The sequence below is a fragment of the Pseudomonas putida genome (assembly GCF_028682635.1).
In the GTDB taxonomy this organism is placed as follows: Bacteria; Pseudomonadota; Gammaproteobacteria; order Pseudomonadales; family Pseudomonadaceae; genus Aquipseudomonas; species Aquipseudomonas putida_AE.
The window spans coordinates 23,206-49,095 of the sequence record NZ_JANHLK010000022.1 but is presented as its reverse complement, the minus strand read 5'-3'; the positions used below and the strand labels follow the sequence as shown (position 1 = coordinate 49,095).

21 protein-coding genes and 2 tRNA genes are annotated in these 25,890 nt (G+C 60.9%); 4 read left to right on the top strand and 19 right to left on the bottom strand.

Translation table 11 applies throughout. The features are described 5' to 3' along the window. Window positions 1–8 precede the first annotated feature (8 nt). From dnaB to rnr, 7 genes are all read right to left on the bottom strand, one after another. Window positions 9–1,406, bottom strand: a complete 1,398-nt coding sequence (dnaB, locus tag NPS56_RS23335; protein WP_008058980.1) for a replicative DNA helicase — start codon at window positions 1,404–1,406, stop codon at window positions 9–11. 135 nt (window positions 1,407–1,541) lie between these two features. Continuing rightward, a complete protein-coding gene (gene rplI, locus NPS56_RS23330) occupies window positions 1,542–1,988 on the bottom strand; it encodes a 50S ribosomal protein L9 (RefSeq protein ID WP_008058981.1) in 447 nt (148 codons plus the stop codon). A gap of 19 nt (window positions 1,989–2,007) precedes the next feature. Next, entirely contained in the window at window positions 2,008–2,901 is an 894-nt protein-coding gene (locus NPS56_RS23325) for a hypothetical protein (protein WP_046819829.1), read from the bottom strand. Between the two features lie 36 nt (window positions 2,902–2,937). Further along, window positions 2,938–3,168, bottom strand: coding sequence for a 30S ribosomal protein S18 (gene rpsR / locus NPS56_RS23320; RefSeq protein ID WP_002551829.1), 231 nt, complete (start codon window positions 3,166–3,168; stop codon window positions 2,938–2,940). A gap of 28 nt (window positions 3,169–3,196) precedes the next feature. After that, entirely contained in the window at window positions 3,197–3,619 is a 423-nt protein-coding gene (gene rpsF, locus NPS56_RS23315; RefSeq protein WP_003217491.1) for a 30S ribosomal protein S6, read from the bottom strand. Between the two features lie 307 nt (window positions 3,620–3,926). After that, on the bottom strand, window positions 3,927–4,694 hold the full coding sequence (rlmB, locus tag NPS56_RS23310; RefSeq protein WP_007973273.1) for a 23S rRNA (guanosine(2251)-2'-O)-methyltransferase RlmB: 768 nt from the start codon (window positions 4,692–4,694) through the stop codon (window positions 3,927–3,929). Continuing rightward, window positions 4,691–7,318 carry a ribonuclease R gene (gene rnr, locus NPS56_RS23305; protein WP_274076806.1) on the bottom strand — a complete coding sequence of 876 codons (2,628 nt, stop codon included), beginning with the start codon at window positions 7,316–7,318 and terminating at the stop codon, window positions 4,691–4,693. Before rnr ends, rlmB begins: the two co-directional genes overlap by 4 nt. 225 nt (window positions 7,319–7,543) lie before the next feature. Here rnr and NPS56_RS23300 point away from each other — a divergent pair. The 4 genes from NPS56_RS23300 to NPS56_RS23285 all read left to right on the top strand — a co-directional run bounded on the left by NPS56_RS23300 (window position 7,544) and on the right by NPS56_RS23285 (window position 10,741). Continuing rightward, window positions 7,544–7,630: transfer RNA gene (locus tag NPS56_RS23300), tRNA-Leu, on the top strand. A gap of 189 nt (window positions 7,631–7,819) precedes the next feature. Then, window positions 7,820–7,906: transfer RNA gene (locus tag NPS56_RS23295), tRNA-Leu, on the top strand. A 259-nt stretch (window positions 7,907–8,165) separates the two neighbouring features. After that, window positions 8,166–9,176, top strand: coding sequence for an extracellular solute-binding protein (locus NPS56_RS23290; protein ID WP_274076805.1), 1,011 nt, complete (start codon window positions 8,166–8,168; stop codon window positions 9,174–9,176). Then, window positions 9,176–10,741, top strand: a complete 1,566-nt coding sequence (locus NPS56_RS23285) for an ABC transporter permease (RefSeq protein WP_274076804.1) — start codon at window positions 9,176–9,178, stop codon at window positions 10,739–10,741. Before NPS56_RS23290 ends, NPS56_RS23285 begins: the two co-directional genes overlap by 1 nt. Window positions 10,742–10,853: 112 nt before the next feature. Here NPS56_RS23285 and NPS56_RS23280 read toward each other — a convergent pair whose 3' ends face one another. The 12 genes from NPS56_RS23280 to NPS56_RS23225 form a co-directional block, all read right to left on the bottom strand. Then, on the bottom strand, window positions 10,854–12,788 hold the full coding sequence (locus tag NPS56_RS23280; protein WP_274076803.1) for a methyl-accepting chemotaxis protein: 1,935 nt from the start codon (window positions 12,786–12,788) through the stop codon (window positions 10,854–10,856). Between the two features lie 151 nt (window positions 12,789–12,939). Beyond that, window positions 12,940–14,229 (bottom strand): adenylosuccinate synthase, encoded by a 1,290-nt coding sequence (locus tag NPS56_RS23275; RefSeq protein WP_016984782.1) that lies wholly within the window; start codon window positions 14,227–14,229, stop codon window positions 12,940–12,942. A gap of 54 nt (window positions 14,230–14,283) precedes the next feature. Beyond that, window positions 14,284–15,471, bottom strand: a complete 1,188-nt coding sequence (locus NPS56_RS23270; protein WP_090328525.1) for an ATP phosphoribosyltransferase regulatory subunit — start codon at window positions 15,469–15,471, stop codon at window positions 14,284–14,286. Window positions 15,472–15,782: 311 nt separating this feature from the next. After that, window positions 15,783–16,652, bottom strand: a complete 870-nt coding sequence (gene hflC, locus NPS56_RS23265; RefSeq protein WP_008064109.1) for a protease modulator HflC — start codon at window positions 16,650–16,652, stop codon at window positions 15,783–15,785. After that, entirely contained in the window at window positions 16,652–17,824 is a 1,173-nt protein-coding gene (gene hflK / locus NPS56_RS23260) for an FtsH protease activity modulator HflK (RefSeq protein ID WP_274076801.1), read from the bottom strand. The genes hflC and hflK overlap by 1 nt, the downstream gene beginning before the upstream one ends. A gap of 96 nt (window positions 17,825–17,920) precedes the next feature. After that, window positions 17,921–19,222: a ribosome rescue GTPase HflX gene (gene hflX / locus NPS56_RS23255; protein WP_274076800.1), complete on the bottom strand. Its 1,302-nt coding sequence runs from the start codon at window positions 19,220–19,222 to the stop codon at window positions 17,921–17,923. A gap of 12 nt (window positions 19,223–19,234) precedes the next feature. Further along, entirely contained in the window at window positions 19,235–19,495 is a 261-nt protein-coding gene (gene hfq / locus NPS56_RS23250) for an RNA chaperone Hfq (RefSeq protein ID WP_007902656.1), read from the bottom strand. A gap of 94 nt (window positions 19,496–19,589) precedes the next feature. Beyond that, window positions 19,590–20,561: a tRNA (adenosine(37)-N6)-dimethylallyltransferase MiaA gene (gene miaA, locus NPS56_RS23245; protein WP_274076799.1), complete on the bottom strand. Its 972-nt coding sequence runs from the start codon at window positions 20,559–20,561 to the stop codon at window positions 19,590–19,592. Then, the gene (gene mutL / locus NPS56_RS23240; protein WP_425313645.1) at window positions 20,561–22,471 is read right to left on the bottom strand and encodes a DNA mismatch repair endonuclease MutL; all 1,911 of its coding nucleotides are present in this window, start codon (window positions 22,469–22,471) and stop codon (window positions 20,561–20,563) included. Before mutL ends, miaA begins: the two co-directional genes overlap by 1 nt. Beyond that, window positions 22,468–23,898 carry an N-acetylmuramoyl-L-alanine amidase gene (locus NPS56_RS23235; protein WP_274076798.1) on the bottom strand — a complete coding sequence of 477 codons (1,431 nt, stop codon included), beginning with the start codon at window positions 23,896–23,898 and terminating at the stop codon, window positions 22,468–22,470. Before NPS56_RS23235 ends, mutL begins: the two co-directional genes overlap by 4 nt. Next, entirely contained in the window at window positions 23,899–24,369 is a 471-nt protein-coding gene (gene tsaE, locus NPS56_RS23230; protein ID WP_274076797.1) for a tRNA (adenosine(37)-N6)-threonylcarbamoyltransferase complex ATPase subunit type 1 TsaE, read from the bottom strand. Next, the gene (locus NPS56_RS23225; protein WP_274076796.1) at window positions 24,357–25,856 is read right to left on the bottom strand and encodes an NAD(P)H-hydrate dehydratase; all 1,500 of its coding nucleotides are present in this window, start codon (window positions 25,854–25,856) and stop codon (window positions 24,357–24,359) included. Before NPS56_RS23225 ends, tsaE begins: the two co-directional genes overlap by 13 nt. Window positions 25,857–25,890 lie beyond the last annotated feature (34 nt).

The following is a 25,890-nucleotide window of genomic DNA, read 5'->3' as shown; positions in this document are numbered from 1 at the left end:
CATATAACTTATTCGTCGTCGTCGAAGTTATAGCTACCCGGCGCCAGGTTCTCGAACCGCGTGTACTTGCCGATAAAGGCCAGGCGAATAAAGCCGATCGGCCCGTTCCGCTGCTTGCCGATGATGATTTCGGCAATGCCCTTGTGCTCGGTCTCGGGGTGATACACCTCGTCGCGATACACGAACATGATTACGTCGGCGTCCTGCTCGATCGCTCCGGATTCGCGCAAGTCGGAGTTCACCGGGCGCTTGTTCGGGCGTTGTTCCAGGGAACGGTTGAGCTGGGACAGTGCCACCACCGGGCAGTTGAATTCCTTGGCCAGGGCTTTCAGGGACCGGGAGATCTCGGAAATCTCGTTGGTTCGGTTGTCACCGCTGGAGCCCGGGATCTGCATCAGCTGCAGGTAGTCGATCATGATCAGGCCGACTTCGCCATGCTCACGCACCAGGCGGCGGGTGCGGGCGCGCATTTCCGACGGACTGATGCCCGCGGTATCGTCGATGAACAGCTTGCGATCGTTGAGCAGGTTGACCGCCGAGGTCAGGCGTGGCCAATCGTCGTCTTCCAGCTGACCGGAACGGACCTTGGTCTGGTCGATACGCCCCAGGGACGACAGCATACGCATGATCAGCGATTCGCCTGGCATCTCCAGCGAGTAAACCAGAACCGCCTTCTCGCTGCGCAACACGGCGTTTTCCACCAGGTTCATGGCGAAGGTGGTCTTACCCATGGACGGACGGCCGGCGACGATGATCAAGTCGGCCGGCTGCAGGCCGCTGGTCTTCTCGTCGAGGTCGGTATAGCCAGTGGACAGGCCGGTGATGGCGTTGTCGGTGTTGAACAGGGTGTCGATGCGGTCGATGGCCTTGGTCAACAGGTCATTCACACCCACCGGGCCACCGGTTTTCGGCCGGGCCTCGGCGATCTGGAAGATCTGCCGCTCGGCCTCGTCGAGAATCTCGGCGGCGGTACGGCCTTCCGGGTTGAACGCGCTATCGGCGATTTCGGTGCTGATGCCGATCAGCTGGCGCAAGGTGGCCCGCTCACGAACGATCTGCGCATAGGCCTTGATGTTGGCGACCGATGGCGTGTTTTTCGCCAGTTCGCCCAGGTAACCAAGGCCGCCGACCTGGGACGTCTGGCCTTCCTTGTCCAGTTGCTCGGACAGGGTCACGACGTCGATCGGCATGTTCTGATCGGCCAGCTTGGCGATCGCACGGAAGATCAGACGGTGGTCATGTCGATAGAAATCGCCGTCGGAGACTTGATCGAGCACGCGCTCCCAAGCGTTGTTGTCCAGCATCAGACCACCGAGTACAGCCTGTTCGGCTTCGATGGAATGCGGCGGCACCTTCAGCGCGGCGGTTTGCAGATCGTATTGCTCAGGAGCGGAAATTTCGTTCATGGCCACTTGGTTTGTTAAGGAAAAGCAGGGGTTTGAAAACAGGTGTTACCAGAAAGACAAAGGGCACGACCTGTGAACAGGATCGTGCCCGATGTTACCGGCAAGCACCCGAGGGTGCCAGCCGACAAGTGCTGCTTAAGCTGCTACCACGACAACGCGTACGGTGGCTTCAACTTCGGCGTGCAGGTGCACGGCTACGTCGAATTCACCTACGTTACGGATAGTGCCGTTCGGCAGACGAACTTCGCTTTTCGCTACTTCAACGCCGGAGGCGGTCAGTGCGTCAGCGATGTCGTGAGTACCGATCGAACCGAACAGCTTGCCTTCGTCGCCAGCGGTGGCAGTGATGGTCACTTCCAGCTCGGCCAGTTGGGCAGCGCGGCTTTCAGCCGACGATTTACGATCTGCTGCGGCTTTTTCCAGCTCGGCACGACGCTCTTCGAACGCAGCCAGGTTGGCTGGGGTCGCAGCGGTAGCTTTGCCGTAAGGCAGCAGGTAGTTACGACCGTAACCAGCCTTAACGTTCACTTTGTCACCCAGGTTGCCCAGGTTGGTGACTTTTTCCAGAAGGATCAGTTGCATGTGAAAATCCTCTTAACTTTTAACCTTCACCGTTCGCATCATCGGCGTCTTTCGGCGCCAGACGACCGCGAAAATCAATCAGGCTGTCGACGATGGCCAGGACCACCAGCAACGGATAGATCAGCTGCATGAACAGCAACAGCGTGACGTACAACCCCACCAGCCAGAATTTGGCCAGTCGCTTTTGCGCCACCAGCCCGTGAATCAGGGCCAGCCCGGCGAAAACCAGCGGTACGCTGCACAACGGTACAAGCATGGACATCTGGACACCGAGATTCGGTGACACAACCATGCCCGCCAGCAGCAACATCGCGGGACCCAGCGGGATTCGGACGGCGCGAAACTCGCGACCAAAACCACCGGGGTTGTACAACAACGCCTGCCAGTAGCGCCCGACAATCAGGCTCAGCACACTGACGATTTGCAACAGGGCCGCAATCAGGCCGGTCAGGATCGGTGTAATCAGGGACGCGAAACGCGCTTGCTCGTCTACCGACATCTGCTGGTAGACATCACCGAGTAGCGACGGCATGACTTTTATCAAAGCCTGCGCCAGCATCTCGATCTGGGGACCAAAAGCCATCCCCAGCACCACTGAAAACACCACTCCCATCGCTATGCTGACCAGCAGCACGCGGTTCCAGGACTCGCTTGCGCGCAAAACCAACGCAAGGCTCGCAGACCCCAGCAGCACCAGAAGTGCCCGTGGGTCGTCGGAGTAAAGCCACCAGATCAATGCCGGCAGCAGTCCCAGAGCAAGAACGCCGAGGGCGTCCTTCAATCCGCGCCGCAGGAGCACAAGGCATCCGGCGGCAGCACCCAACCAATACAACAACGGCAATGCCGCGCATCCAGCCACTACGAGAGTGGCCTGCATACGGCCCCGCATGATGAACTCAGCTAAGGCACGCATACATTCAATCCTTTGCTACGTGTCGACTGCCCGGTCTCAGCGGCCGTGGCTGTCGGTGTAGGCCAGCAGGGCCAGGAAGCGGGCGCGCTTGATAGCGGTGGCCAGCTGACGCTGATAACGTGCTTTGGTACCGGTGATGCGGCTTGGAACGATTTTGCCGGTCTCGGATACGTAGGCTTTCAGAGTGTTGAGATCTTTGTAATCGATCTCTTTCACGTCTTCAGCGGTGAAGCGGCAGAATTTACGACGACGGAAGAAACGTGCCATTTGATAGGCTCCTTAAAAGGTCCGTGGATTACTCGTCAGCGTTATCGCTGTTGTCGCTGTCATCACTGTCAGCGCTTTCAGCGCCTTCGTGCTCAGGACGGTCGCGACGCTCACGGCGCTCACTGCGGTTTTCTTCAGCCTTGAGCATCTCGGATTGGCCGGTAACGGCTTCTTCGCGACGGATGACCAGGTTACGGATCACTGCATCGTTGTAGCGGAAGTTGTCTTCCAGCTCGGCCAGGGCCTTGCCAGTGCACTCAACGTTCAGCATCACGTAGTGAGCCTTGTGAACATTGTTGATTGCGTAGGCCAGTTGACGACGGCCCCAATCTTCCAGACGGTGGATTTTGCCGCCGTCTTCTTCGATCAGCTTGGTGTAACGCTCAACCATGCCGCCGACTTGCTCGCTTTGATCCGGGTGGACCAAAAAGATGATTTCGTAATGACGCATGAATGCTCCTTACGGGTTGTAGCCTGCCGCTCAAAAGCGGTCAGACAAGGAGTGAATGACACTTATGGACTTGAGGACGCTAGACACGTGGGTGCCTGCCATCACAGCAAGGGGCGCAATTGTAGAGAAGGGGCGTGGGAGGCGCAAGGGAATTGGTGATTATTTGAACAACCCCCAATTCATGCCACACCACAAAACACTGTAGGAGCGGGCTTGCCCGCGAAAGCGGCATTCAATCCAGCATCGTTGCTGAATGTTGCTCCGCTTTCGCTGGCAAGCCAGCTCCTACAACGGATGTGCGTTCAGCTCAGGATTTTTTGGCGGCAGCCTTGGCCTTGACGCTGCGCTGACGCTGCGCTTCGAACAGGCACACGCCCGTCGCCACGGACACGTTGAGACTGCTGACGCTACCGGCCATCGGCAGGTTCACCAGGTAGTCGCAATGCTCGCGGGTCAGGCGACGCATGCCTTTGCCTTCGGCGCCCATGATCAGGATGGTCGGGCCGGTCAGGTCCTGGTCATACAGGCTGACCTCGGCTTCCCCGGCCGTACCGACAACCCACAAACCACGCTGCTGGAGTTTTTCCAGGGTGCGCGCCAGGTTGGTCACGGCCACCAACGGAATCACTTCCGCCGCACCGCAGGCGATTTTTCGTACAACCGGCGTCAGGGTCGCTGACTTGTCCTTCGGCACGATCACGGCCAGCGCGCCCGCCGCATCGGCGGAACGCAGGCAGGCGCCAAGGTTGTGCGGATCGGTCACACCGTCGAGCACCAGCAACAACGGCGCGCCGTCGGTGCGATCGAGCAACTCGTCGAGCATCGCCTCGCCCCAGACCTGGCTCGGACTCACGTCCGCGACCACGCCCTGGTGCACGCCTTCAACCCAGGCGTCCATTTCGCGGCGCTCGGCCTGGCCGACCTGGACGCGGTTTTCGTTGGCCAGCTCAATCAGCGTCTGGACCCGAGGGTCATTGCGACCTTCGGCCAGCCAGATCTGCTTGACGCGTTTCGGGTGATGACGCAACAACGCTTCTACAGCATGCACGCCATAGATTTTTTCCAACTGACTCATGGCTTGGCCTTAGGTTTACGCGCCCCGCCACTCTTGGCTGGAGCCGAGCCCGCTTTTGGCGGGCCTTTACGATGTTTGCTCGGTTTGGCTGGCTTGCCGCCGGCAGCCTTTTCAGGCGCCGACCGTCCGGTCTTTCCCGCAGACGCCGCTTTACCGCCGCTTTTCGCGCCGGCGAGCAACGCCTGCTTCATTTCACGGCTCTTGCGCACTTCAGCGTTTTTCGCCGCCGCATCACTCGGGCGATAAGCCTCGACTGCCTTTTCCTTGGCAGGACGACGACCGGTTTTCGCCGGGGCCGGCTCTGCTTCGGCTTTCGCTGCAGGCGCTGCGGTTTCGGTGCCACGCTTTTTGCGGCCGATCGGCGCGCTGATGGTTTTTTCAGCCATCTCGAAGTCGATCTTGCGCTCGTCGAGGTCGACGCGCATGACCCGCACTTCAACGGTGTCGCCCAGGCGGAAACTGCGACCGGTACGCTCACCGGCCAGGCGGTGGTGCACAGGGTCGAAGTGGTAGTAGTCGCCCGGCAGCGCAGTGACGTGCACCAGGCCTTCGACGTAGATGTCGGTCAGCTCGACGAACAGACCAAAGCCGGTGACGGCAGTGATCACACCCGGGAACGACTCGCCCACGCGATCTTTCATGAACTCGCACTTGAGCCAGTTCACCACATCGCGGGTCGCTTCGTCGGCACGGCGCTCGCTCATCGAGCACTGCTCGCCGAGCTGCTCCAGGGCCGCCTCATCGTACGGATAGATGCGCGCCTTCGGAATGGTCATCGCACCGGCACGGCGAACGTGCGGAGTGTCCTGCTTCGAATGGATCACGCTGCGGATCGCCCGGTGCGTGAGCAAGTCCGGGTAGCGGCGGATCGGCGAAGTAAAGTGGGTGTACGCCTCGTAATTCAGACCGAAGTGGCCCTGGTTATCGGCGCTGTACACCGCCTGGCTCAGCGAACGCAGCATCACGGTCTGGATCAGGTGGAAATCCGGACGATCCTTGATGCCGGCCAGCAACGCCTGGTAATCCTTCGGCGACGGGCCGTCCTTGCCTTTGTGCAGGGACAGGCCGAGCTCGCCGAGGAAGGCGCGCAGTTTTTCCAGGCGCTCCGGTGGCGGGCCGTCGTGCACGCGGTACAACGCAGGAATCTCGTGCTTCTTGAGGAATTCGGCGGTGGCCACGTTGGCCGCCAGCATGCATTCCTCGATCAGCTTGTGCGCGTCGTTGCGGATGGTCGGACGGATTTCCGCGATCTTGCGCTCGGAACCGAAGATAATCCGGGTTTCCTGGGTTTCAAAATCGATCGCGCCACGTACATGACGAGCGGCCAGCAACACCTTGTACAGCGAATACAGCTGTTTGAGGTGTGGCACCACATCGGTGTATTCGCCACGCAGCTTGCGCGCCTCGGTGGCTTTCGGCGTTTCCAGCATCGCGCTGACCTTGTTGTAGGTCAGGCGGGCGTGGGAGTGGATCACCGCTTCATAGAAGCAGTAGTCGGTCATCTCGCCGGATTTGGAGATGGTCATCTCGCAAACCATGGCCAGGCGATCGACCTGCGGGTTCAGCGAGCACAAGCCGTTGGACAACTGCTCAGGCAGCATCGGAATCACGCGCTCGGGGAAGTACACCGAGTTGCCGCGAACCTGCGCCTCGGCATCCAGCGCCGAACCGAGCTTCACGTAGCTGGATACGTCGGCAATCGCCACGTACAACTTCCAGCCGCCGGAGAACAGGCGCAGCTTGCCCGGACGGGCTTCGCAGTAGACCGCGTCATCGAAGTCGCGGGCATCTTCGCCGTCGATGGTGACGAACGGCAGGTGACGCAGGTCGATGCGTTTCTCTTTGTCTTTCTCTTCGACTTCCGGCTTGAGCTTGCCGGCTTCCTTGAGCACGGCGTCAGGCCAGACGTGAGGAATATCGTAGGTGCGCAGGGCAACGTCGATTTCCATGCCCGGCGCCATGTAGTTGCCCACGACTTCGACCACGTCGCCTTGCGGCTGGAAGCGTGGCGTCGGCCAGTGAGTGATCTTCACTTCAACGAACTGACCGATCTGCGCGTTGGCGTTACGGCCCGGCGTCACCAGCACTTCCTGCTGGATCTTCGGGTTATCCGCGACAACGAAACCGATACCACCTTCTTCGAAATAGCGACCGACGATGGTCTCGTGGGCACGGGACACCACTTCGACGATCATGCCTTCGCGGCGCCCGCGACGGTCCAGCCCGGAAACACGCGCCAGTGCACGGTCGCCGTCGAACACCAGGCGCATTTGCGCCGGGCTCATGAACAGGTCGTCGCTGCCGTCGTCCGGCACCAGGAAACCGAAGCCGTCACGGTGACCGCTGATGCGGCCCAGGATCAGGTCGAGCTTGTCCACCGGCGCATAGGTGCCGCGACGGGTATAGATGAGCTGAGCATCGCGCTCCATGGCGCGCAGGCGGCGGCGCAGGGCTTCGATCTGGTCTTCCGTGGTCAGACCAAACTCTTCGACCAGTTGCTCGCGGTTAGCAGGCGAACCCCGATCAGCAAGGTGCTGAAGGATCAGTTCGCGGCTAGGAATGGGGTTTTCATATTTTTCCGCTTCACGAGCGGCCTCGGGATCGAGGGACTGCCAATCGGCCATTAGAGAGTTTTCACCTTGTCTATATACGGGTTAGTTTGGCATAGGCGTAATGAAACGGGAAATTTCAGGCTAAGACGCCCCATCTAAAGCCCTGTATCGACACCAGAATGTTGATTTGAATACCACTGGTGAAATTTTTCAGGTTTTTTTGGTGTCGGGGGTTTACAGTTAAAAAGACGCTCCGTATAGTGCGCGCCATCGACGACGGACAACGTTGCCGATACTGCCCAGATGGTGAAATTGGTAGACACGCCAGCTTCAGGTGCTGGTGACCGCAAGGTCGTGGAAGTTCGAGTCTTCTTCTGGGCACCAATTTCGAGCTTGAGATTAGTTCAATTTCAAGGCTCACACAAAAACCCGCGAAAGCGGGTTTTTGCATTTTCGAGATCTGGTTCAAGCATTTTTGAGATCTGATTTAATAATTTTAAATCAGGGGTTTACAGATCAAATTGCGCTCCGTATAGTGCGCCACATCAACAGCGGCAACGCTGAAGACGAAATGCCCAGATGGTGAAATTGGTAGACACGCCAGCTTCAGGTGCTGGTGACCGCAAGGTCGTGGAAGTTCGAGTCTTCTTCTGGGCACCAATTCAAATTCAAGGTTACGGCCTTGGATTTCACAGAAACCCGCGAAAGCGGGTTTTTGCGTTTCTGGCCTTTGAAAAGCATACGCCCCCTGTAGGAGCTGCCGCAGGCTGCGATCTTTTGATTTTGGTTTTTAAGATCAAAAGATCGCAGCCTGCGGCAGCTCCTACAAGGTCAAAGCGCCTCGCAAGGCCCATTTGAGAAACAATATCGTTTATCATTGTTGCAAGTTTTTGCAATGCGACAGTGAGGAACCCTGCGAATGATGTTTCGAAATACCCTGCGCCGCGGCCTGACCACCACCCTGCTCGGCCTGGCACTCGCCACTCCCCTCACCCAGGCTGCCGACCCCGTTTCCCTGACCCTCTATAACGGCCAACACAAGGAAGTTGGCGACGCGGTCGCCAAAGCCTTCGAAGCCAAGACCGGCATTCACGTCAATGTGCGCAAAGGCAGCAGCAACCAGCTCGCCAGCCAGGTCGTCGAAGAAGGTGATCGCTCCCCCGCCGACGTGATCTACACCGAAGAGTCGCCACCCCTGAACAAGCTTGGCGAGCAAGGCCTGCTGGCCAAGGCCGACGACGCCACGCTGGCGGTCCTGCCCAAGGACTATGTCGCCGCTGACAGTACCTGGATTGGCGTCACCGCCCGGGTGCGCGTCGTCGCGTTCAACCCGAAACTGATCGACGAAAAAGACCTGCCGAAATCGGTGATGGAGTTCTCCGATCCAAAATGGCAGGGCAAAGTCGGCTTCGTACCCACCAGCGGCGCGTTCCAGGAACAAGCCGTGGCGATCATCAAGGTGCATGGCATGGAAGCAGCCGAAGAATGGCTGACCGGCCTGCGTGCCTTCGGCAAGACCTACAGCAACAACATGGTTGCCCTCAAAGCCGTGGAAAACGGCGAAGTGGCGACGGTACTGGTGAACAACTACTACTGGTTCGCCTTGCAGCGTGAAAAAGGCCAGCTCGATTCGAAACTGCATTACTTCACCGGCGGCGACGTTGGCGGCCTGATTACCGTATCGAGTGCGGCCGTGCTGAAATCCAGCAAACATCCAAAAGAAGCCCAGCAATTGCTCGCCTACATGGCCAGCGAGGAAGGCCAGCGCGTGATCACCCAGACCACCGCCGAATACCCGCTGCACAAAGGCATGCAATCGGATCGCGGCCTCAAGCCTTTCAGCGAGCTGCAAGCGCCGAACGTCACGCCCGCCGACCTGGGCAATGCCGAAGAAGCCCTGGAACTTGAGCGCGAGGTTGGCCTGAACTGATGAGCGCCTCGCTATCCGCCTCCGCCACTCATGGGCGGTACGTGCCAGGGCGCAAGCGGCCTTCCATCTGGCTGGTACTGCCGGTTCTGCTGCTGGTGGTACTCAGCTTGCTGCCCTTGGCTTACGTCGGCCTGAAGGCCTGGCAAGCGGGTTGGGCCGAGGCGCTGCACTTGCTGTGGCGGCCTTATGTGTTTGGCCTGTTGCGCAATACCCTGGCGCTGATGATCGGCGTTACGCTGGCCTGCGGCGTGATTGGCCTGTCGCTGGCCTGGCTGCTGGAGCGCAGCAATCTGCCGGGGCGGCGCTTGTGGGGCGTGATCCTGTGCTTGCCGTTCGCCGTGCCGGCGTTTGTCAGCAGTTTTACCTGGGTATCGCTGAGCGCGCATTTCGAAGGGCTCGGCGGGGCGATTTTGGTAATGAGCCTGTCCAAATACCCGCTGATCTTTTTGCCGGTGGCGGCCACCCTGCGCAATCTCGACCCCTCGCTGGAAGAGTCTGCCCGCACCCTGGGGCAGAATCGCTGGGGGGTATTTTTCCGCGTCACCCTGCCCCTGCTCTGGCCTTCGCTGCTGGCGGGGTCGCTGCTGATTGCCCTGCACATGCTGGTGGAATTCGGCGCGCTGTCGATCATCGGCCTGCAAACCTTCACCACCGCGATCTATCAGCAGTTCGAGCTGGAGTTCAGCAACGCCAACGCCGCGATGCTCTCGGCGGTGCTGCTGGCGCTGTGCCTGATGTTGCTGTGGCTGGAACTGCGAGTTCGCGGTAAGGGCCGGCACGTGCGCACCGGCCAGGGTGCGGCGCGACAGGCAGAACAGGTCCGATTGGGCCGTTGGATGGTGGCCGGGCAGCTTTACTGCCTGTTGCTGGCGATCATCGGCAGCGGCATCCCGTTGGGGATGCTGGTCTACTGGCTGGCTGTGGGCTCGTCGGCGGCATTTCCGGTGGCGGCCATCGGTGAGGCGCTGCTTTCATCCCTGGCGCTGTCATTGGGCGGCGCGGCGCTATGCCTTGTCCTGGCGGTGCCGGTGGGATTGCTGGTGGTGCGCTATAAAGGCCAACTGGCGATCTGGGCTGAACGCTTGCCGTATCTGCTGCACGCGCTGCCAGGATTGGTGATTGCGCTGACCCTGGTGTATTTCGCGTTGCACTATGTGCCAGCGCTGTACCAGACGTCGATGCTGCTGCTGATCGCTTACGCGCTGCTGTTCTTGCCGCTGGCCCAGGCGCCTATTCGCACGGCGCTGAACAAGGCGGCACCGCAACTGGAAGAGGCCGCGCGCACATTGGGCGCGTCATCGTTCAGCGCGTTTTGCCGGGTGACGTTGCCGATCATTTTCCCGGCGTTGGGCGCGGCGTTTGCGCTGGTGTTCCTGGATGCGATGAAGGAGCTGACGGCGACCTTGCTGTTGAGCCCGACCGGGCTTAATACCCTGGCTACCGAGGTCTGGGCGCATACCGCGAACGTGGAGTTTGCGGCGGCGGCGCCTTATGCGGCGTTGTTGATTCTGGTGTCGGGGTTGCCGGTTTATTTGCTGACGACTCGGATGTATTTGAGCCGCTGAGACCGCTTTTCGCGAGCAAGCCCGCTCCCACAGTGGACCGCGTTCGCCCAGAAAGAACGCGATCAAATGTGGGAGCGGGCTTGCTCGCGAAGGGGCCAGGCCAGGCAATACATCAAGCCCTGAACTGCCCCAGGCTCGCTTTCAACTGCGCCGCCAGGCCATCGAGCACCTTGCCGCTGGCCGTGGTTTCCACCACCGCCTGGGCCGCCTTCTCGGCCTGCACATGAATAGTCTCGACCCGACCACGCACCGCCTGGGCTCCACGGGCCTGGTGCTCGGCGGCCTGGGTCGCCAGGCCGATCGCCGTGTGCACCTGCTCGACCGAAGCCTGCACCGATTGCTGCAACCGCGCGCTGTCACGCAGGACCAGCAGGCCCTCGCTGGCCTGACGCCCGGCCTGGCCGATGGCCGCCACGGCTTCGCGGGCGCCTTGCTGCAACGCCACGATGTGCGCCTGGATATCGCCGGTGGAGCTTTGCGTCTTGCTCGCCAATGCGCGCACCTCATCCGCCACCACCGCAAACCCGCGCCCGGTTTCGCCAGCGCGCGCCGCTTCAATGGCCGCGTTCAGCGCCAGCAGGTTGGTCTGCTCGGCAATCCCGTGGATCACCGTCAGCACCACCTCGATCTGCTCGCTCTGCTGCGCCAGGCGCTCGATCACTTGCGCGCCGGTTTCGACCTGGCCTGCCAACGCTTCGATCAGGTTGCCGACTTTCGCCGAGGTCCGGGTGTTTTCGTCGGTGGCCTGGCGAATATCCACCACCTGCTTCAATGCCGCTTGCATGGCATGACTTTCAGACTGTGCTTCATCCGCCATTCGCGACAGGGCCCGCAGGCTTTCCGCCACCTCATCGCGCTGCATGCCTGCCGCCGCATCGGCCCCGGCGTTACGCAACGTCATGGCACCGATTTCCACACCGGTACGCTGTGCGACATCACCCGCCTCGCGCACGATCGGCTGCAATTTATCCACAAAGCGATTGACCGCCGAGGCCATATCACCGATTTCGTCCTTGCTGCTGATCTGCACGCGCTTGGTCAGATCGCCCTCACCCGCCGCCAGGTCATCCATGGCGACAATCAGCATCTTCAGGCGATTGACCACTCGACGGCCGAGCACCACCGCCAGCAACAGCAGGACACCAAAGCCCACCACCGCCAGACTCACACCGATACGCCAGCGCAAGGTTGCCGCGGCCTCCTGCACGGTGCTGGTGGTGTTGGCTTTCATTTCAGCGGCCGTGGACTGGGCCGATTGCAGACGCGCACGCATGGCGGCTGCACTGTCCGCCGCCGCGCCTTTGAGGCTGTCACCCACCAGCTGGTCGCCGCTGGCGATCAAGGCCGAGAAGCGCTTGTCCAGGGCTGCCAGATCAGCCTCCACCGAGGCCGTCGAGACGCCCATCAGGACCTTGCCGATTTCCACGCCGTTCGGGTTGATCGAGGCCTCGATGTAGAACACTGACGGATCGTTCTTCGCCGCATCCAGCACCTTGTCCAGCGCACGCTCGCCCTGGCCTTTTTCCAAAAGGGCCTTGTTGATCGGGTTTTCCCGGTTGAGATAACGCGTCAGGTGCTGGCCGGTGGCGTCGTCATACACCACGAACAGCACGTTGGGGTTGCGCTGGGCCCGACGGGCGAACTCGGACAAGGTCGGAACGTCGTTGTCCCACATGGCACGAGGAGCCACCGAGGCCAGAAGCTGCGCCATGTCGCTGGCGGAATCCTTCAGGTCTTTTTCCAGGGTCGCACGCAACTGCGCCTGCTCGTCCTTCAGCCGTGTAGACAAGCCAGCCGTGAGGCGCTGACGGGTACTGGCAGACAGGCTGTCGAGGCTCGACGTGACTTCACGTCCCGCCTGCTCGAGCTCACCGGAAAGTTTTTGACTGTCCGCGCCAAGGCGCTGACCGAGATCGGCTTCCAGCGCCGTCACAGTGCTCCGGGTCAGCGCGACCGCCACCAGTACCTGCACCAAAAGGGCGATACCAAGGGTAACGAATACGGGCCGCAACAAACGGCTTTGTAACAATGAGAGAACGGCCGACACTTGAAATCCCTCTGCATTAGCGCCATTAAATTGATGGCACGCCCGAAAGTGACGCTTTAGGCAAAGCTAATAGCAAAGGTCATGCCGTTCGACAGGCATATACGACAAAGGCCCCTATTGAGGGGCCTTTGTGTTTTACATCAACAGCTTATCAAGCGAACGGATGGCGCAGAACGATGGTTTCGTTGCGGTCCGGACCCGTCGAAATAATGTCGATCGGCGCGCCGATCAGCTCTTCGACGCGTTTGATGTAAGCACGGGCGTTAGCTGGCAGCTCTTCCAGGGTTTTGGCACCCACGGTCGACTCGGTCCAGCCCGGCACTTCTTCGTACACAGGCTGCAGGCCCACGTAGCTGTCAGCATCAGTCGGGGCAACGGCGTTGCCTTCTGCATCTTTATAGCCGACGCAGATGTTGATGGTTTCCAGACCGTCGAGCACGTCCAGCTTGGTCAGGCAGATGCCCGAGATGCTGTTCACGTCGATAGCGCGACGCAGGATAACGGCGTCGAACCAGCCACAACGACGGGCACGGCCGGTAGTTGCGCCGAACTCGTGACCTTGTTTAGCCAGGTGCGCACCGACTTCGTCGAACAACTCAGTCGGGAATGGACCCGAACCTACACGCGTGGTGTAAGCCTTGGTGATGCCCAGGATGTAGTCCAGGAACATGGGGCCAACACCCGAACCGGTAGCGACGCCGCCAGCGGTCGTGTTAGAGCTGGTCACGTACGGGTAGGTACCGTGGTCGATGTCCAGCAGGGAGCCTTGGGCGCCTTCGAACATGATGTCTTTGCCAGCGCGACGCAGGTCGTGCAGCTCGGCAGTCACGTCCAGCATCAGCGGCTTGAGCAGCTCCGCGTATTCTTTGCATTCGGCCAGGGTCTTTTCGAATTCGATGGCTGGCTCTTTGTAGTAACCCACCAGCATGAAGTTGTGGTAATCCACCAGTTCACGCAGTTTGTCTTCAAAGCGCGGCATGTTGAGCAGGTCGCCCACACGCAGGCCACGACGTGCAACCTTGTCTTCGTAGGCCGGGCCGATGCCGCGACCGGTGGTGCCGATCTTCAGCTCGCCGCGGGCCTTTTCACGGGCCTGGTCCAGCGCTACGTGGAAGGACAGGATCAGTGGGCAGGACGGGCTGATACGCAGGCGCTCGCGCACCGGTACGCCTTTTTCTTCCAGCTTGGTGATCTCGCGCAGCAGGGCGTCAGGTGCAACCACCACGCCGTTGCCGATCAGGCATTGCACGCCTTCGCGCAGTACGCCCGACGGGATCAGGTGCAAGACAGTTTTTTCGCCATCGATCACCAGAGTGTGACCTGCGTTGTGGCCACCCTGGTAGCGCACTACGGCGGCAGCATGTTCGGTCAGCAGATCAACGATCTTGCCTTTGCCCTCATCACCCCATTGGGTGCCCAGGACTACGACATTCTTACCCATAACACTTGTCCTCATTCGCGCAAACTTGGTGCCGGCGGCAGCCGGCAGGAAAACTCAAGAAGCCAGTGGCGATACTTGCCAAAGCCCGTTCTGCTGAATCAATTGCCGGTCGCAGTCCGCTTCACGGGCGGCGGCCAATGGCTGCCCAGGCAATGCCTGGACGACACGCTGACCCTCACTGCGCAACTGGCAAACCTGCTGCCAGAGTGCCGCATCCGTACTGTCAGGCATCCAGATACCGCCAGACGGTAGCTCGATCTCAGCACGCCCCAGGGTCACCAGGGTTTTCAAATCGGTGGAGAAGCCGGTGGCCGGACGGGCACGACCGAAGTCGGCGCCGATGTCGTCGTAGCGACCGCCCTGGGCGATGGACTGGCCAACACCCGGAACGAACACCGCGAACACCACACCGGTGTGGTAGTGGTAACCGCGCAGCTCGCCCAGGTCGAAGTACAGCGGCAGCTCCGGGAAACGCACGGACAGACGCTCGGCAATCGCCAGCAAGTCATCCAGTGCCGCCAGCACCGGGGCCGGGGCCTTGGCCAGTCGCTCACGCGCGGCCGCCAGCACTTCACGGCCGCCACACAGATCGACCAACGCACGCAGCATGCCCGATAGATCAGCCGGCAAGCCTTCGGTCAAGGTAATGACCTCGTCGATGGCCTTGCGTTGCAACGCATCGAACAACTGTTGTTCAACTTCGCCGGACAGACCGGCGGCGCGGGCCAGGCCGCGGTAGATACCGACATGCCCCAGGTCCATGTGCACATCCGGCACATCGGCCAGTTGCAGCATGGCAAGCATCAGGCTGATGACTTCCACGTCGCTGCTCGGGCTGGCATCGCCATACAACTCGGCGCCCAACTGGATCGGGCTGCGCGAGGACGACAAGGCACGCGGCTGGGCATGCAGCACGCTGCCGGCGTAACACAGGCGGCTCGGACCTTCGCGACGCAGGGTGTGCGCATCGATGCGCGCCACTTGCGGCGTGATGTCGGCACGGAAACCCATCTGCCGGCCCGATTGCGGGTCGATGACCTTGAAGGTCCGCAGGTCCAGGTCCTGGCCCGCGCCGGTCAGCAGGGATTCCAGGTACTCGATATGGGGAGTCACGACAAACTCGTAACCCCAGCTCTGGAACAGATCCAACACCTGACGACGCGCAACTTCAATGCGCGCCGCTTCAGGTGGCAGTACTTCTTCGATGCCATCTGGCAGAAGCCAGCGGTCTACCGTTGCCATTACGCCTTCCCCTGTATCCGGGCGGTCAGCCTTTGGCCGAGCCTTGAGTGAAGCAGAAAATGATCAGCCCATGGTCATAAATCGGACGCAGGAGCAACGAAGCGAAACGCCTGCTACCGGCTTCGCCAATCACTTTCCTCGAAAAACCTGTCGAGCATTCAGCTCGGGCACCTGCACAAAACAGCAATCAAACGTGCAGACGCAAAAAAGCCGGGAATTTCCCGGCTGCCGCATCATACACACGTTTTCCCAAAGGATCACCCCGCCAGAGGTTTTAGCCGCCCGGCGGGATGAATCAGGTCAACGTCGTATCAAGGCTTGGCTTTTTCCAGGTAGTGGAAGAAGTCACTGCTTGGGTCCAGGACCATGACGTCGGATTTGTTCGCGAAGCTTTCACGGTAGGCGCGCAGGCTACGGTAGAACGCGTAGAACTCCTGATCCTGACCGTAGGCCTTGGAATAGATCGAAGCGGCCTGGGCGTCACCGTCACCGCGAATCTCTTCGGATTCACGATAGGCTTCGGCCAGCAGCACGCGGCGTTGACGATCGGCGTCGGCACGGATGCCTTCAGCCAGCTCGTTACCCTTGGCGCGGTGCTCGCGAGCTTCACGCTCACGCTCGGTGCTCATACGTTCGAACACGCTGCGGTTCACTTCCTTCGGCAGGTCGATGGTCTTGACCCGAACATCGACAACCTCGATGCCCAGCTCCTTTTCGGCCATCTTGTTCAGCGAAGCGGTGATATCCGCCATCAGCGCATCACGCTCACCGGACACCACTTCGTGCAAGGTGCGCTTACCGAACTGGTCACGCAGGCCCGACTCGAGACGACGGGACAGACGCTCGTCGGCAATCTGCTTCAGACCGGAAGTCGCGGTGTAGAAACGCTCGGCGTCCTTCACCCGCCACTTGGCGTAGGCATCGACCATCACGGCTTTCTTTTCCAGCGTCAGGAAGCGTTGCGTCGGTGCATCCAGCGTCATCAGGCGTGCGTCAAATTTACGCACCTGGTTAACGTAGGGCACTTTCACATGCAGGCCTGGCTGAACATCGGTCTGGACCACGCGACCGAACTGCAGCAACACCGCACGCTCGGTCTGAGCCACGATGTAGAAGCAGTTCCAGGCAGCGATCGCCACGACGACGCCGACAATAAGGGCGATCAGCGATTTATTGCTCATCAGCGACTCTCCCTGGTACGTGCTTGCTGTTGCTGCAGATCAGCTGCCGCACGCGCATTCGCTTCATTGCTGCTGGCTGCCGCGCCGGTCACCTGGGTGCTGGTGCTGCGACCACTTTCGACCATCTTGTCCAGAGGCAGGTACAGCAGGTTGCTCTGGCCATTCTTGTTGCCGGTCACGAGAACCTTGCTGGTGTTGCTGAAGACTTCCTGCATGGTGTCCAGGTACAGACGCTGGCGGGTGACTTCAGGTGCCTTGCGGTACTCGGCGACCAGTTTGGTGAAGCGATCGGCCTCACCCTTGGCGCGCGAGACGGTTTCGTCACGGTAGCCATTGGCATCTTCAAGGATGCGCTGGGCCTGACCACGGGCTTCCGGCACGACGCCGTTGGCATAGGTTTCAGCCTGGTTGCGCGAACGCTGCTCGTCTTCACGGGCGCGGATCACGTCATCGAAGGCTTCCTGCACTTCACGCGGTGCCGCTGCGCTCTGTACGTTGACCTGGGTGACGGTGATACCGGTGCGATAGGTATCCATGAAGCGTTGCAGGCGCTCCTTGATTTCGCTGGCCATCAACTCACGACCTTCGGTCAGCACCTGGTCCATCGCGGTGGAACCGACCACATGGCGCAGGGCGCTGTCGGTCGCGTGCTGCAGGCTGATTTCCGGCTGATCGACGCTCAGCACGAAGTCCTGCAGGTTGCTGATCTTGTACTGCACGGTCAGCGGCACTTCGACGATGTTCTCGTCTTCAGTCAGCATTTGACCCTGCTTGGTGTACGCCCGCTCACGCGTGACGTTTTCCATGTACTTCTTGTCGATCGGCGGGAAGTAGATATTCAGGCCGGGACCGACGGTTTCGTAGTACTTGCCGAAGCGCAGCACCACAGCTTGCTCCTGCTCGTCGACGACATAGACCGCGCTGTACAGCCAAACGGCTGCCAACACGACCAGGCCGATGCCCAGCAGGCCGCCGAAGCCGCCGCTCCTGCCCGAACCACCCCCATCATCCCCGCGTTTCTTGCCACCACCGAACAACCCGTTCAGGCTTTCCTGCAGCTTTCGGAAGGCCTCGTCGAGATCTGGTGGTCCCTTGCGGTCGCCGTTATTGCGGCGCTTGCCACCCCAAGGATCCTGATTATTCGAGTTGCCACCCGGCTCATTCCAAGCCATAGCGCTCTCCATCTGATAAAGCAAAGACGCACCCACGGCGCGCCGACCAATGCTACAGAATGCCTGTCACCACGGCACAACCGCTTTCTCAGGCTTTTATTGCAAAGTGTGTTGCTCGATGAATTCCATCGGCTGCAATCCTTCGCGGCTTACCAGTCGATTCAACTCGACCCGGGGCAAACGAACGGCCAGCAAACTGATGCCTTCTTCGTCGTGCTCTTCTTTTTGCACCGCACCGAGTTCGAAAAACTGCGCACGCAGTCGGGCGAATCGTTGCGGCAAGCGCAGGGTACCGATAAACAAATCACTGCCAAGCAATTCGGCAATGGCTTGCTCAAGCAATTCCAGACCAGTGCCATCACGCGCCGACAGCCAGACCCGCTGGGGTTTGCCATTTTCGTCGCGCTGGATTTGTGGCTCAACGCCTTCAAGCAAATCGAGTTTGTTATAGACCTCGAGGATCGGCAAGTCCTGGGCACCAATCTCGCCCAGCACCACCATCACCTGCTCGATCTGCAACATGCGATCCGGTTCCGCCGCATCGATCACGTGCAACAACAGGTCGGAGTTGCTCGATTCTTCGAGGGTAGACCGAAATGCCTCGACCAGCTTGTGGGGCAAGTGGCGAATGAAACCTACCGTGTCCGCCAGGACAATCGGCCCCAGATCGTCCAGTTCCAGACGACGCAGGGTCGGGTCCAGCGTGGCGAACAATTGGTCAGCCGCGTAGACGTCGGATTTCGTCACATTATTGAACAGCGTGGATTTACCGGCGTTGGTATAGCCCACCAGCGACACGGTAGGGATATCCGCACGCGAACGACCACGGCGCGACTGTTCGCGCTGGCTGCGCACCTTCTCCAGCCGGCCCTTGATCTGGCGCAGGCGAACCCGCAGCAAGCGGCGGTCGGTTTCCAGTTGGGTTTCACCCGGGCCACGCATGCCGATACCGCCACCTTGGCGCTCAAGGTGAGTCCATCCGCGAACCAGCCGGGTGCTCATGTGGTCAAGCTGGGCCAGTTCTACCTGGAGCTTGCCTTCATGGGTACGGGCGCGCTGGGCGAAAATATCGAGAATCAGACCGGTACGGTCGATCACGCGACACTCGAAAACACGTTCGAGGTTACGTTCCTGACTGGGCGTGAGGACGTGATTGAAAATCACCAGATCGGCTTCTTCGGCCTTGACCAAGTCGCGCAGTTCCTCGACCTTGCCGCTGCCAATCAGGAATTTGGCGGTTGGCCGATGACGCGGCACGTTAAAAAACGCAACGGTCTCGGCGCCGGCCGAATTAGCCAATTCCTGAAACTCCTGCGGGTCTTCGCGCGCCTCAGGGTCCTGTCCATCCAAGTGAACGAGTATGACTCGCTCACCACCACCGTGGCGCTCAAAGAACAAAGGAGACTCCTATCAGGCGTTACCTGGCTCAGCATCACCCGCTTCCGATTCGGTTGCGCTAGGCAGACGAATTGGACGAACCGGCACTACTGTAGAGATAGCGTGTTTGTAGACCATTTGGCTGACGGTGTTTTTCAGCAGGATAACGAACTGGTCGAAAGACTCGATCGTACCTTGCAGTTTGATACCGTTGACCAGGTAGATGGACACCCCAACTTTCTCTTTACGTAAAGTATTCAAGTAAGGGTCTTGTAGCGAATGCCCTTTTGACATGTGCCGCACTCCTTTAAGGATTCAAAATAAAAAAATAGGTAAACAGATGGCTTTGGCCGCCCCACCCCCAAGGATAGACGGCAATTGCAAGGACTCAGCTCAATATGGAGATGGTCCCCAGGTATTTCAAGGCGCGCGGCAGATTGTCGCAATCGAGGCTGTCCAGCCAGTGTAAATCAGCCCAACTGCGAAGCCAGGTGAACTGGCGCTTCGCCAATTGGCGCGTGGCAATGATTCCACGCTCCTGCATCTCGGCTGACGTCAGCTTGCCATCCAGGTAATCCCAGACTTGGCGATAGCCTACCGCACGTATAGACGGCAACCCGGTATGCAGGTCACTTCTATTACGCAGGGCTACGACCTCGTCAATGAACCCCTGTTCCAACATTAAGGTGAATCTTTGTTTAATTCGTTCGTGCAGTACCAGGCGATTCGCCGGAGCAATGGCCAAGTTCGCGACAGTATAGGGCAATTGTTGCCGTCCCGAAGCGGCTGCTTCAGTACTTTGCGCAGATTGTTGCAAGCGTAGCTCGGTCATGCTCTGACCGCTAACGCGAAAAACTTCCAGTGCTCGACTCAGACGCTGGGGATCGTTCGGATGAATACGCGCCGCAGAAACCGGGTCAATGATCGCCAACTGATCGTGCAACGCCTGCCAGCCAAGGCGGGCGGCCTCTTCCTCGATCTGTGCGCGGACATCCGGATCGGCGGCTGGCATATCCGCGAGCCCTTCGACCAAGGCCTTGTAATAGAGCATCGTGCCGCCCACCAACAGCGGAATTTTACCCCGTGCGGTGATCTCAGCCATGGCTTGCAGGGCATCGCGACGGAAATCCGCCGCCGAATAAGCCTCGGCCGGATCGAGAATATCGATCAAACGGTGCGGAAACTCCGCCAACAGCTCTTTTGATGGCTTGGCGGTGCCGATGTCCATTCCGCGGTAGACCAGCGCCGAATCGACGCTGATCAGCTCGCAAGGCAGAACCTTGGTGAGTTCGATGGCCAGGTCGGTCTTGCCGGCGGCGGTCGGGCCCATCAGGAAAATCGCAGGAGGGAGCTGGCTCATCAACGACCGCGCAAGAACAGTTTGTCCAGATCGTCCAGGCCCAGCTGGGTCCAGGTCGGTCGGCCATGGTTGCATTGACCGCTGCGCTCGGTGTTTTCCATGTCACGCAGCAGACCGTTCATTTCCGGCAGGGCCAGACGCCGATTAGCCCGGACCGCACCGTGGCAGGCCATGGTCCCGAGCAGCTCGTTCAGGTGCGCCTGGATCCGGTCGCTGGTGCCATATTCCATCAGGTCGGCCAACACGTCACCCACCAGGCGATTGGCCTCAGCCTGTTTGAGCAAGGCCGGTATCTGCCGAATGGCCAGGGTTTCCGGACCGAGACGCTGCAGCTCGAAGCCCAGGCGCTGGAACCAGGCGATGTGTTCTTCGGCGCAATCGGCTTCACGCTGGCTGACCGCCAGGGATTCGGGCACCAGCAGCGGTTGCCCGCTCAAGCCCTCGCTGGCCATGGCGACTTTCAGGCGTTCGTACATGATCCGCTCATGAGCGGCATGCATGTCCACCAGCACCAGCCCCTGGGCGTTTTCCGAGAGGATGTAGATGCCCTTGAGCTGGGCCAGCGCATAGCCCAGCGGCGGGATGTCGTCCTGTCCGGCTGGCAGCGCAACCGCGTTGGCCTCGGGCAACGGCGCGAAGAACTCTCGATAGGCCGCCTGCGCTTCTGCAGCCGGAACCGCTGACTGCGGTCGCGGTGCGTATTGATACTGATATCCGGCGCCAGAGCCTGAACCGGCTGGCGTATTGAACGACGGCTGGGCCTGGGGTTGCTCCAGCAGCGCATTGGCGGCCAGGCGCATTTCGCCTTGAGGGCCGAACTCACCGGCTTCGAGGCCGGTAGGCCGGACAATGGCCGTGGTAACCGGCGCCGCCAGCTGATCATCCGGGCGCACATCGCCCAAGGCACGGTGCAAGGTGCCATAGAGGAAATCATGGACCATGCGCCCTTCACGGAAGCGCACTTCGTGCTTGGTGGGGTGCACGTTGACGTCGACGCCCGTTGGATCGACCTCGAAAAACAGCACGAACGTCGGATGCCGGCCATTGAACAGCACGTCGCGATAAGCCTGGCGCACGGCGTGGGCCACCAGTTTGTCGCGCACGGCACGGCCATTGACGAAGAAATACTGCAAATCCGCCTGGCTGCGGTTGAACGTCGGCAACCCGACCCAGCCCCACAGGTGCAGGCCATTGCGTTCGATTTCGATCGGCAGCGCCTGCTCCAGGAAACCCGGCCCGCAGATTGCCGCCACGCGCCGGGCGCGAGCCGCGTCATCGTGGGCTTCGTGCAGGCTGAGGATGGTCTTGCCGTTATGACGCAGGTGAAAGGCCACGTCGAACCGCGCCAGCGCCAGGCGCCGGATGACTTCCTGCAGGTGATCGAATTCGGTTTTTTCGGTCTTGAGAAACTTGCGGCGCGCCGGAGTATTGAAGAACAGGTCGCGCACCTCGACCGAGGTGCCCACCGGATGGGCCGCGGGTTGCACCCGGGGCGCCATGTCACGGCCTTCGGTTTCCACTTGCCAGGCCTGCTCGGCATCACGGGTGCGCGACGTCAGGGTCAGGCGCGCCACCGAACTGATCGATGCCAGGGCCTCACCACGAAAACCCAGGCTCATGACCTGTTCAAGGTCTTCCAGGTTACGGATCTTGCTGGTGGCGTGGCGCGCCAGGGCCAGCGGCAGGTCATCGGCGGAAATGCCGCTGCCATCGTCGCGCACCCGCAGCAACTTGACGCCGCCCTGCTCCACGTCGACGTCGATGCGCCGGGCACCGGAGTCAAGGCTGTTTTCCAGCAGCTCCTTGATCACCGAGGCCGGGCGCTCGACCACCTCACCCGCAGCAATCTGGTTCGCCAGTCGCGGGCTGAGCAGCTCGATGCGAGCGCCGTTGTTCACGACCTGATTCATTCTTTGGCCGCCAGATCATTACCCGGGATGGTCAGGTGCTGACCAATCTTCAGCTCATCGCTCGACAGGTTGTTCGCATTGCGCACGGCGGCTGGGGACACTTGATAACGCACCGCGATCATCGCCAGCGTCTCGCCCGGGTTGACCCGATGGTCACGGGGGCCTTGGGCGATCTTCCCGGAGTCACGCAGCCAGGCAACGTAGGTGCCCGGTGGCGGGTTCTGCTGGAAGAACTGGCGCACGCCACTGCTGATGGAACGTGCCAGCGCCTGCTGGTGGCTCGCGGCAGCCAGTTTCGAGGCCTCGTTGGCGTTGGAGATAAACCCGGTTTCGACCAGGATCGACGGGATGTCCGGCGACTTCAGCACCATGAACCCGGCCTGCTCGACCCGTTGCTTGTGCAACGGCGTGACCCGGCCGATGTTGCTCAGGACTTTCTGGCCGACGTTCAGGCTGGAGGTCAGGGACGCGGTCATCGACAGATCGAGCAACACACCGGCCAGCATGCGGTCCTTGTCGTCGAGGCTGACGTTGCCGGCACCACCGATCAGGTCGGAACGGTTTTCACTGTCGGCCAGCCAGCGCGCGGTTTCCGAAGTGGCGCCGCGATCGGACAGGGCGAACACCGAGGCACCGAAGGCCGCGGTAGAGGGTGCGGCGTCGGCGTGAATCGAGACGAACAGGTCGGCGCCTTTCTTGCGGGCGATTTCCGTACGGCCACGCAGAGGAATGAAGTAGTCGCCGGTGCGGGTCAGCTCGGCACGGAAACCCTTCATGCCATTGACCTGGCGCTGCAGTTCGCGAGCGATGGCCAATACCACGTCTTTCTCGCGCTGACCGCGGGAGCCGGAGGCGCCCGGGTCTTCGCCACCGTGACCGGCGTCGATCACCACAATGATGTCGCGCTTGCCAGCCGGTGCTGGCGGCAACTTGATGGCCGGCTCCGAGGGCGTGACCGGCACGGCCGGCACTGTGGCGACCGAAGGGGTCGGCGCTGGCGGCGGCGCGGCGTCGGCCGGGTTGTCGAACAGATCGACCACCAGTCGATTGCCATACTGGGCGTTGGGCGCCAGGGAGAAGCTTTTTGGCGTCACGGCCTTTTTCAGGTCGATGACCACCCGCAGGTCTGTCGGCGTACGCTGGGCCGAGCGCATGGCGGTGATCGGGGTGTTCGCGCTGTTGACGTTCAACGGCGCACCGAGGCTCGCGCCATTGATGTCGATGACCAGGCGATCCGGGGACGTCAGCGTAAAGACGCTGTGCTGCACGGGGCCGGTCAGGTCAAACACCAGTCGCGTGTTATCCGGCGCCCGCCACAGGCGAACACTGTTGACCTTCGTCTCGGCCACAGCGTCGACGGTCACCGCCAGAAACAACACCCCTACGGCAGCCACCAACGCGCGAAAGCGCATACCTAACCCCATCATCTATTTGGATTCCAATGCCAATGCGGCACACCAGGCCTCGCCACGCGAGCCTTGGGATAAAATTTTCAGCGAACGCCCGCTGTCTTGCGGGCTAATGGTAATGGTCAGGTCGGGCTTTGGCAAAAAGCCTGCACCTTTATCGGGCCACTCGATCAGGCACAGGGCATCGTCTTCGAAATAGTCGCGGATGCCGAGAAACTCCAGCTCCTCCGGATCGACCAGGCGATACAGGTCGAAATGGAAGGCGCGGATGTCGCCGATCTCGTAGGGCTCGACCAGGGTGAAGGTCGGGCTCTTGACCGCGCCGACATGCCCCAGGCCCCGGATGATACCCCGGGACAAGGTGGTTTTGCCCATGCCAAGATTACCTTCAAGGAAGATCAGGCCGTGCCCCTCGGTGATACGGGCGATGCGTGCGCCAAAGTCGCTCATGGCCTGCTCATCGGCCAGGTACAGGGTTACTTCAGACACGGTGCTTGCTCCTCCAACAACTGACGAATGGCTGGTATCAGATCACTGGCCGCCAGCCCACGGCCGAATTTTCCTTGTTGCTCACCGGCGTTGGCGTGCAGCCAGACCGCCAGGCAAGTCGCGTCAAACGCCGCCATGCCCTGTGCAAGCAGTGCACCGACCAGACCGGCCAACACATCGCCCAGCCCCGCGGTGGCCATCGCCGGATGGCCCTGATGACAAAGGGCCAGCCGCCCGTCAGGGCAGGCGATCAGACTACCGGCGCCCTTGAGCACGACCACGGCGTTGTATTTTTTGCTCAGTGCATGGACCGCCGCCGGGCGATCCGCCTGAACCTCGGCAGTGCTGAGCCCCAGCAACCGCGCGGCTTCCCCCGGGTGCGGCGTGATCACACAGCCCTTGGGCAAGCTGACCCGGCCCTCGGCCAGCAGGTTCAACGCATCGGCGTCCCAGACTTGCGGCAGGGGTGCGTTGGCGGCCGCCGATAACAGGCTTCGTCCCCAGGCGCCCTGCCCCAGTCCAGGGCCAACCACCAACACGGACACCTTTTGAAGCAAATCCATCAATTGATTGGCCGACGTTGTGCCTAACACCATCGCCTCAGGGATCCGCGCCAGCGCAGCGGGCACATGCTCGGGACGGGTCGCCGCCGACACCATGCCCGCGCCGCTGCGCAGTGCACTTTGCGCGCTCAACAGGATCGCCCCGCCCAGCCCGCGATCGCCACCGATCAGCAGGACATGGCCAAATCTGCCTTTATGGGAAGCCGGAGTCCGAGGGGCCAGGCGCGCCAGATTGCCAGCCATGAGGAGACGGGCAGTAGTCGGCGCCCCCTCAAGCAGCTGCGGATCAGAGTGCAGGTCGTTGAAAACCAGCTCACCCACGACATCCGCCGCGTCACCGGTGAACAACCCCAGTTTCAGCCCGATAAAGGTCACCGTCAGATTGGCGCGCACCGCGCAACCGAGGACGCGACCGGTATCAGCGCAAAGCCCCGAGGGGATATCCACTGCCGCCACGGGAAGGCCGCTGGCGTTGATCGCGGCGATGACACTGGCGTACGGCTCGCGCACCTCGCCAGTGAGGCCGGTACCCAGCAATGCGTCCAGAGTGATTCCACGCAAGTCCGATTGCGCACTCCATGCATCGATCACAACCTTCTCCGCTACCGCTTCGGCATGGGCCGAAGCCGCATCACCTCGCAGTTGCTGCGGATCGCCCGCCGCCAGCACCCGTACCGTCCACCCGGCACGCTTGGCCAGCACGGCGACCAGATAACCGTCGCCAGCGTTATTGCCGTGACCGGTAACCACCGTCAGTTCGCTTACCGTCGGCCATTGCCGGACCAGCGCCCGCCAGGTGGCTCGCGCAGCGCGCTGCATCAGCTCGAAGCCCGGTGTGCCGGCCGCGATCAGGCTCGCATCGAGCCCGCGGACCTGCGCGGCGCTGTACAGCGCGTCGGGTAAATCATCTTTAGCGTGCGGCATGCGTCTATGGGCTCCGATGTCTGGCAGAATTATA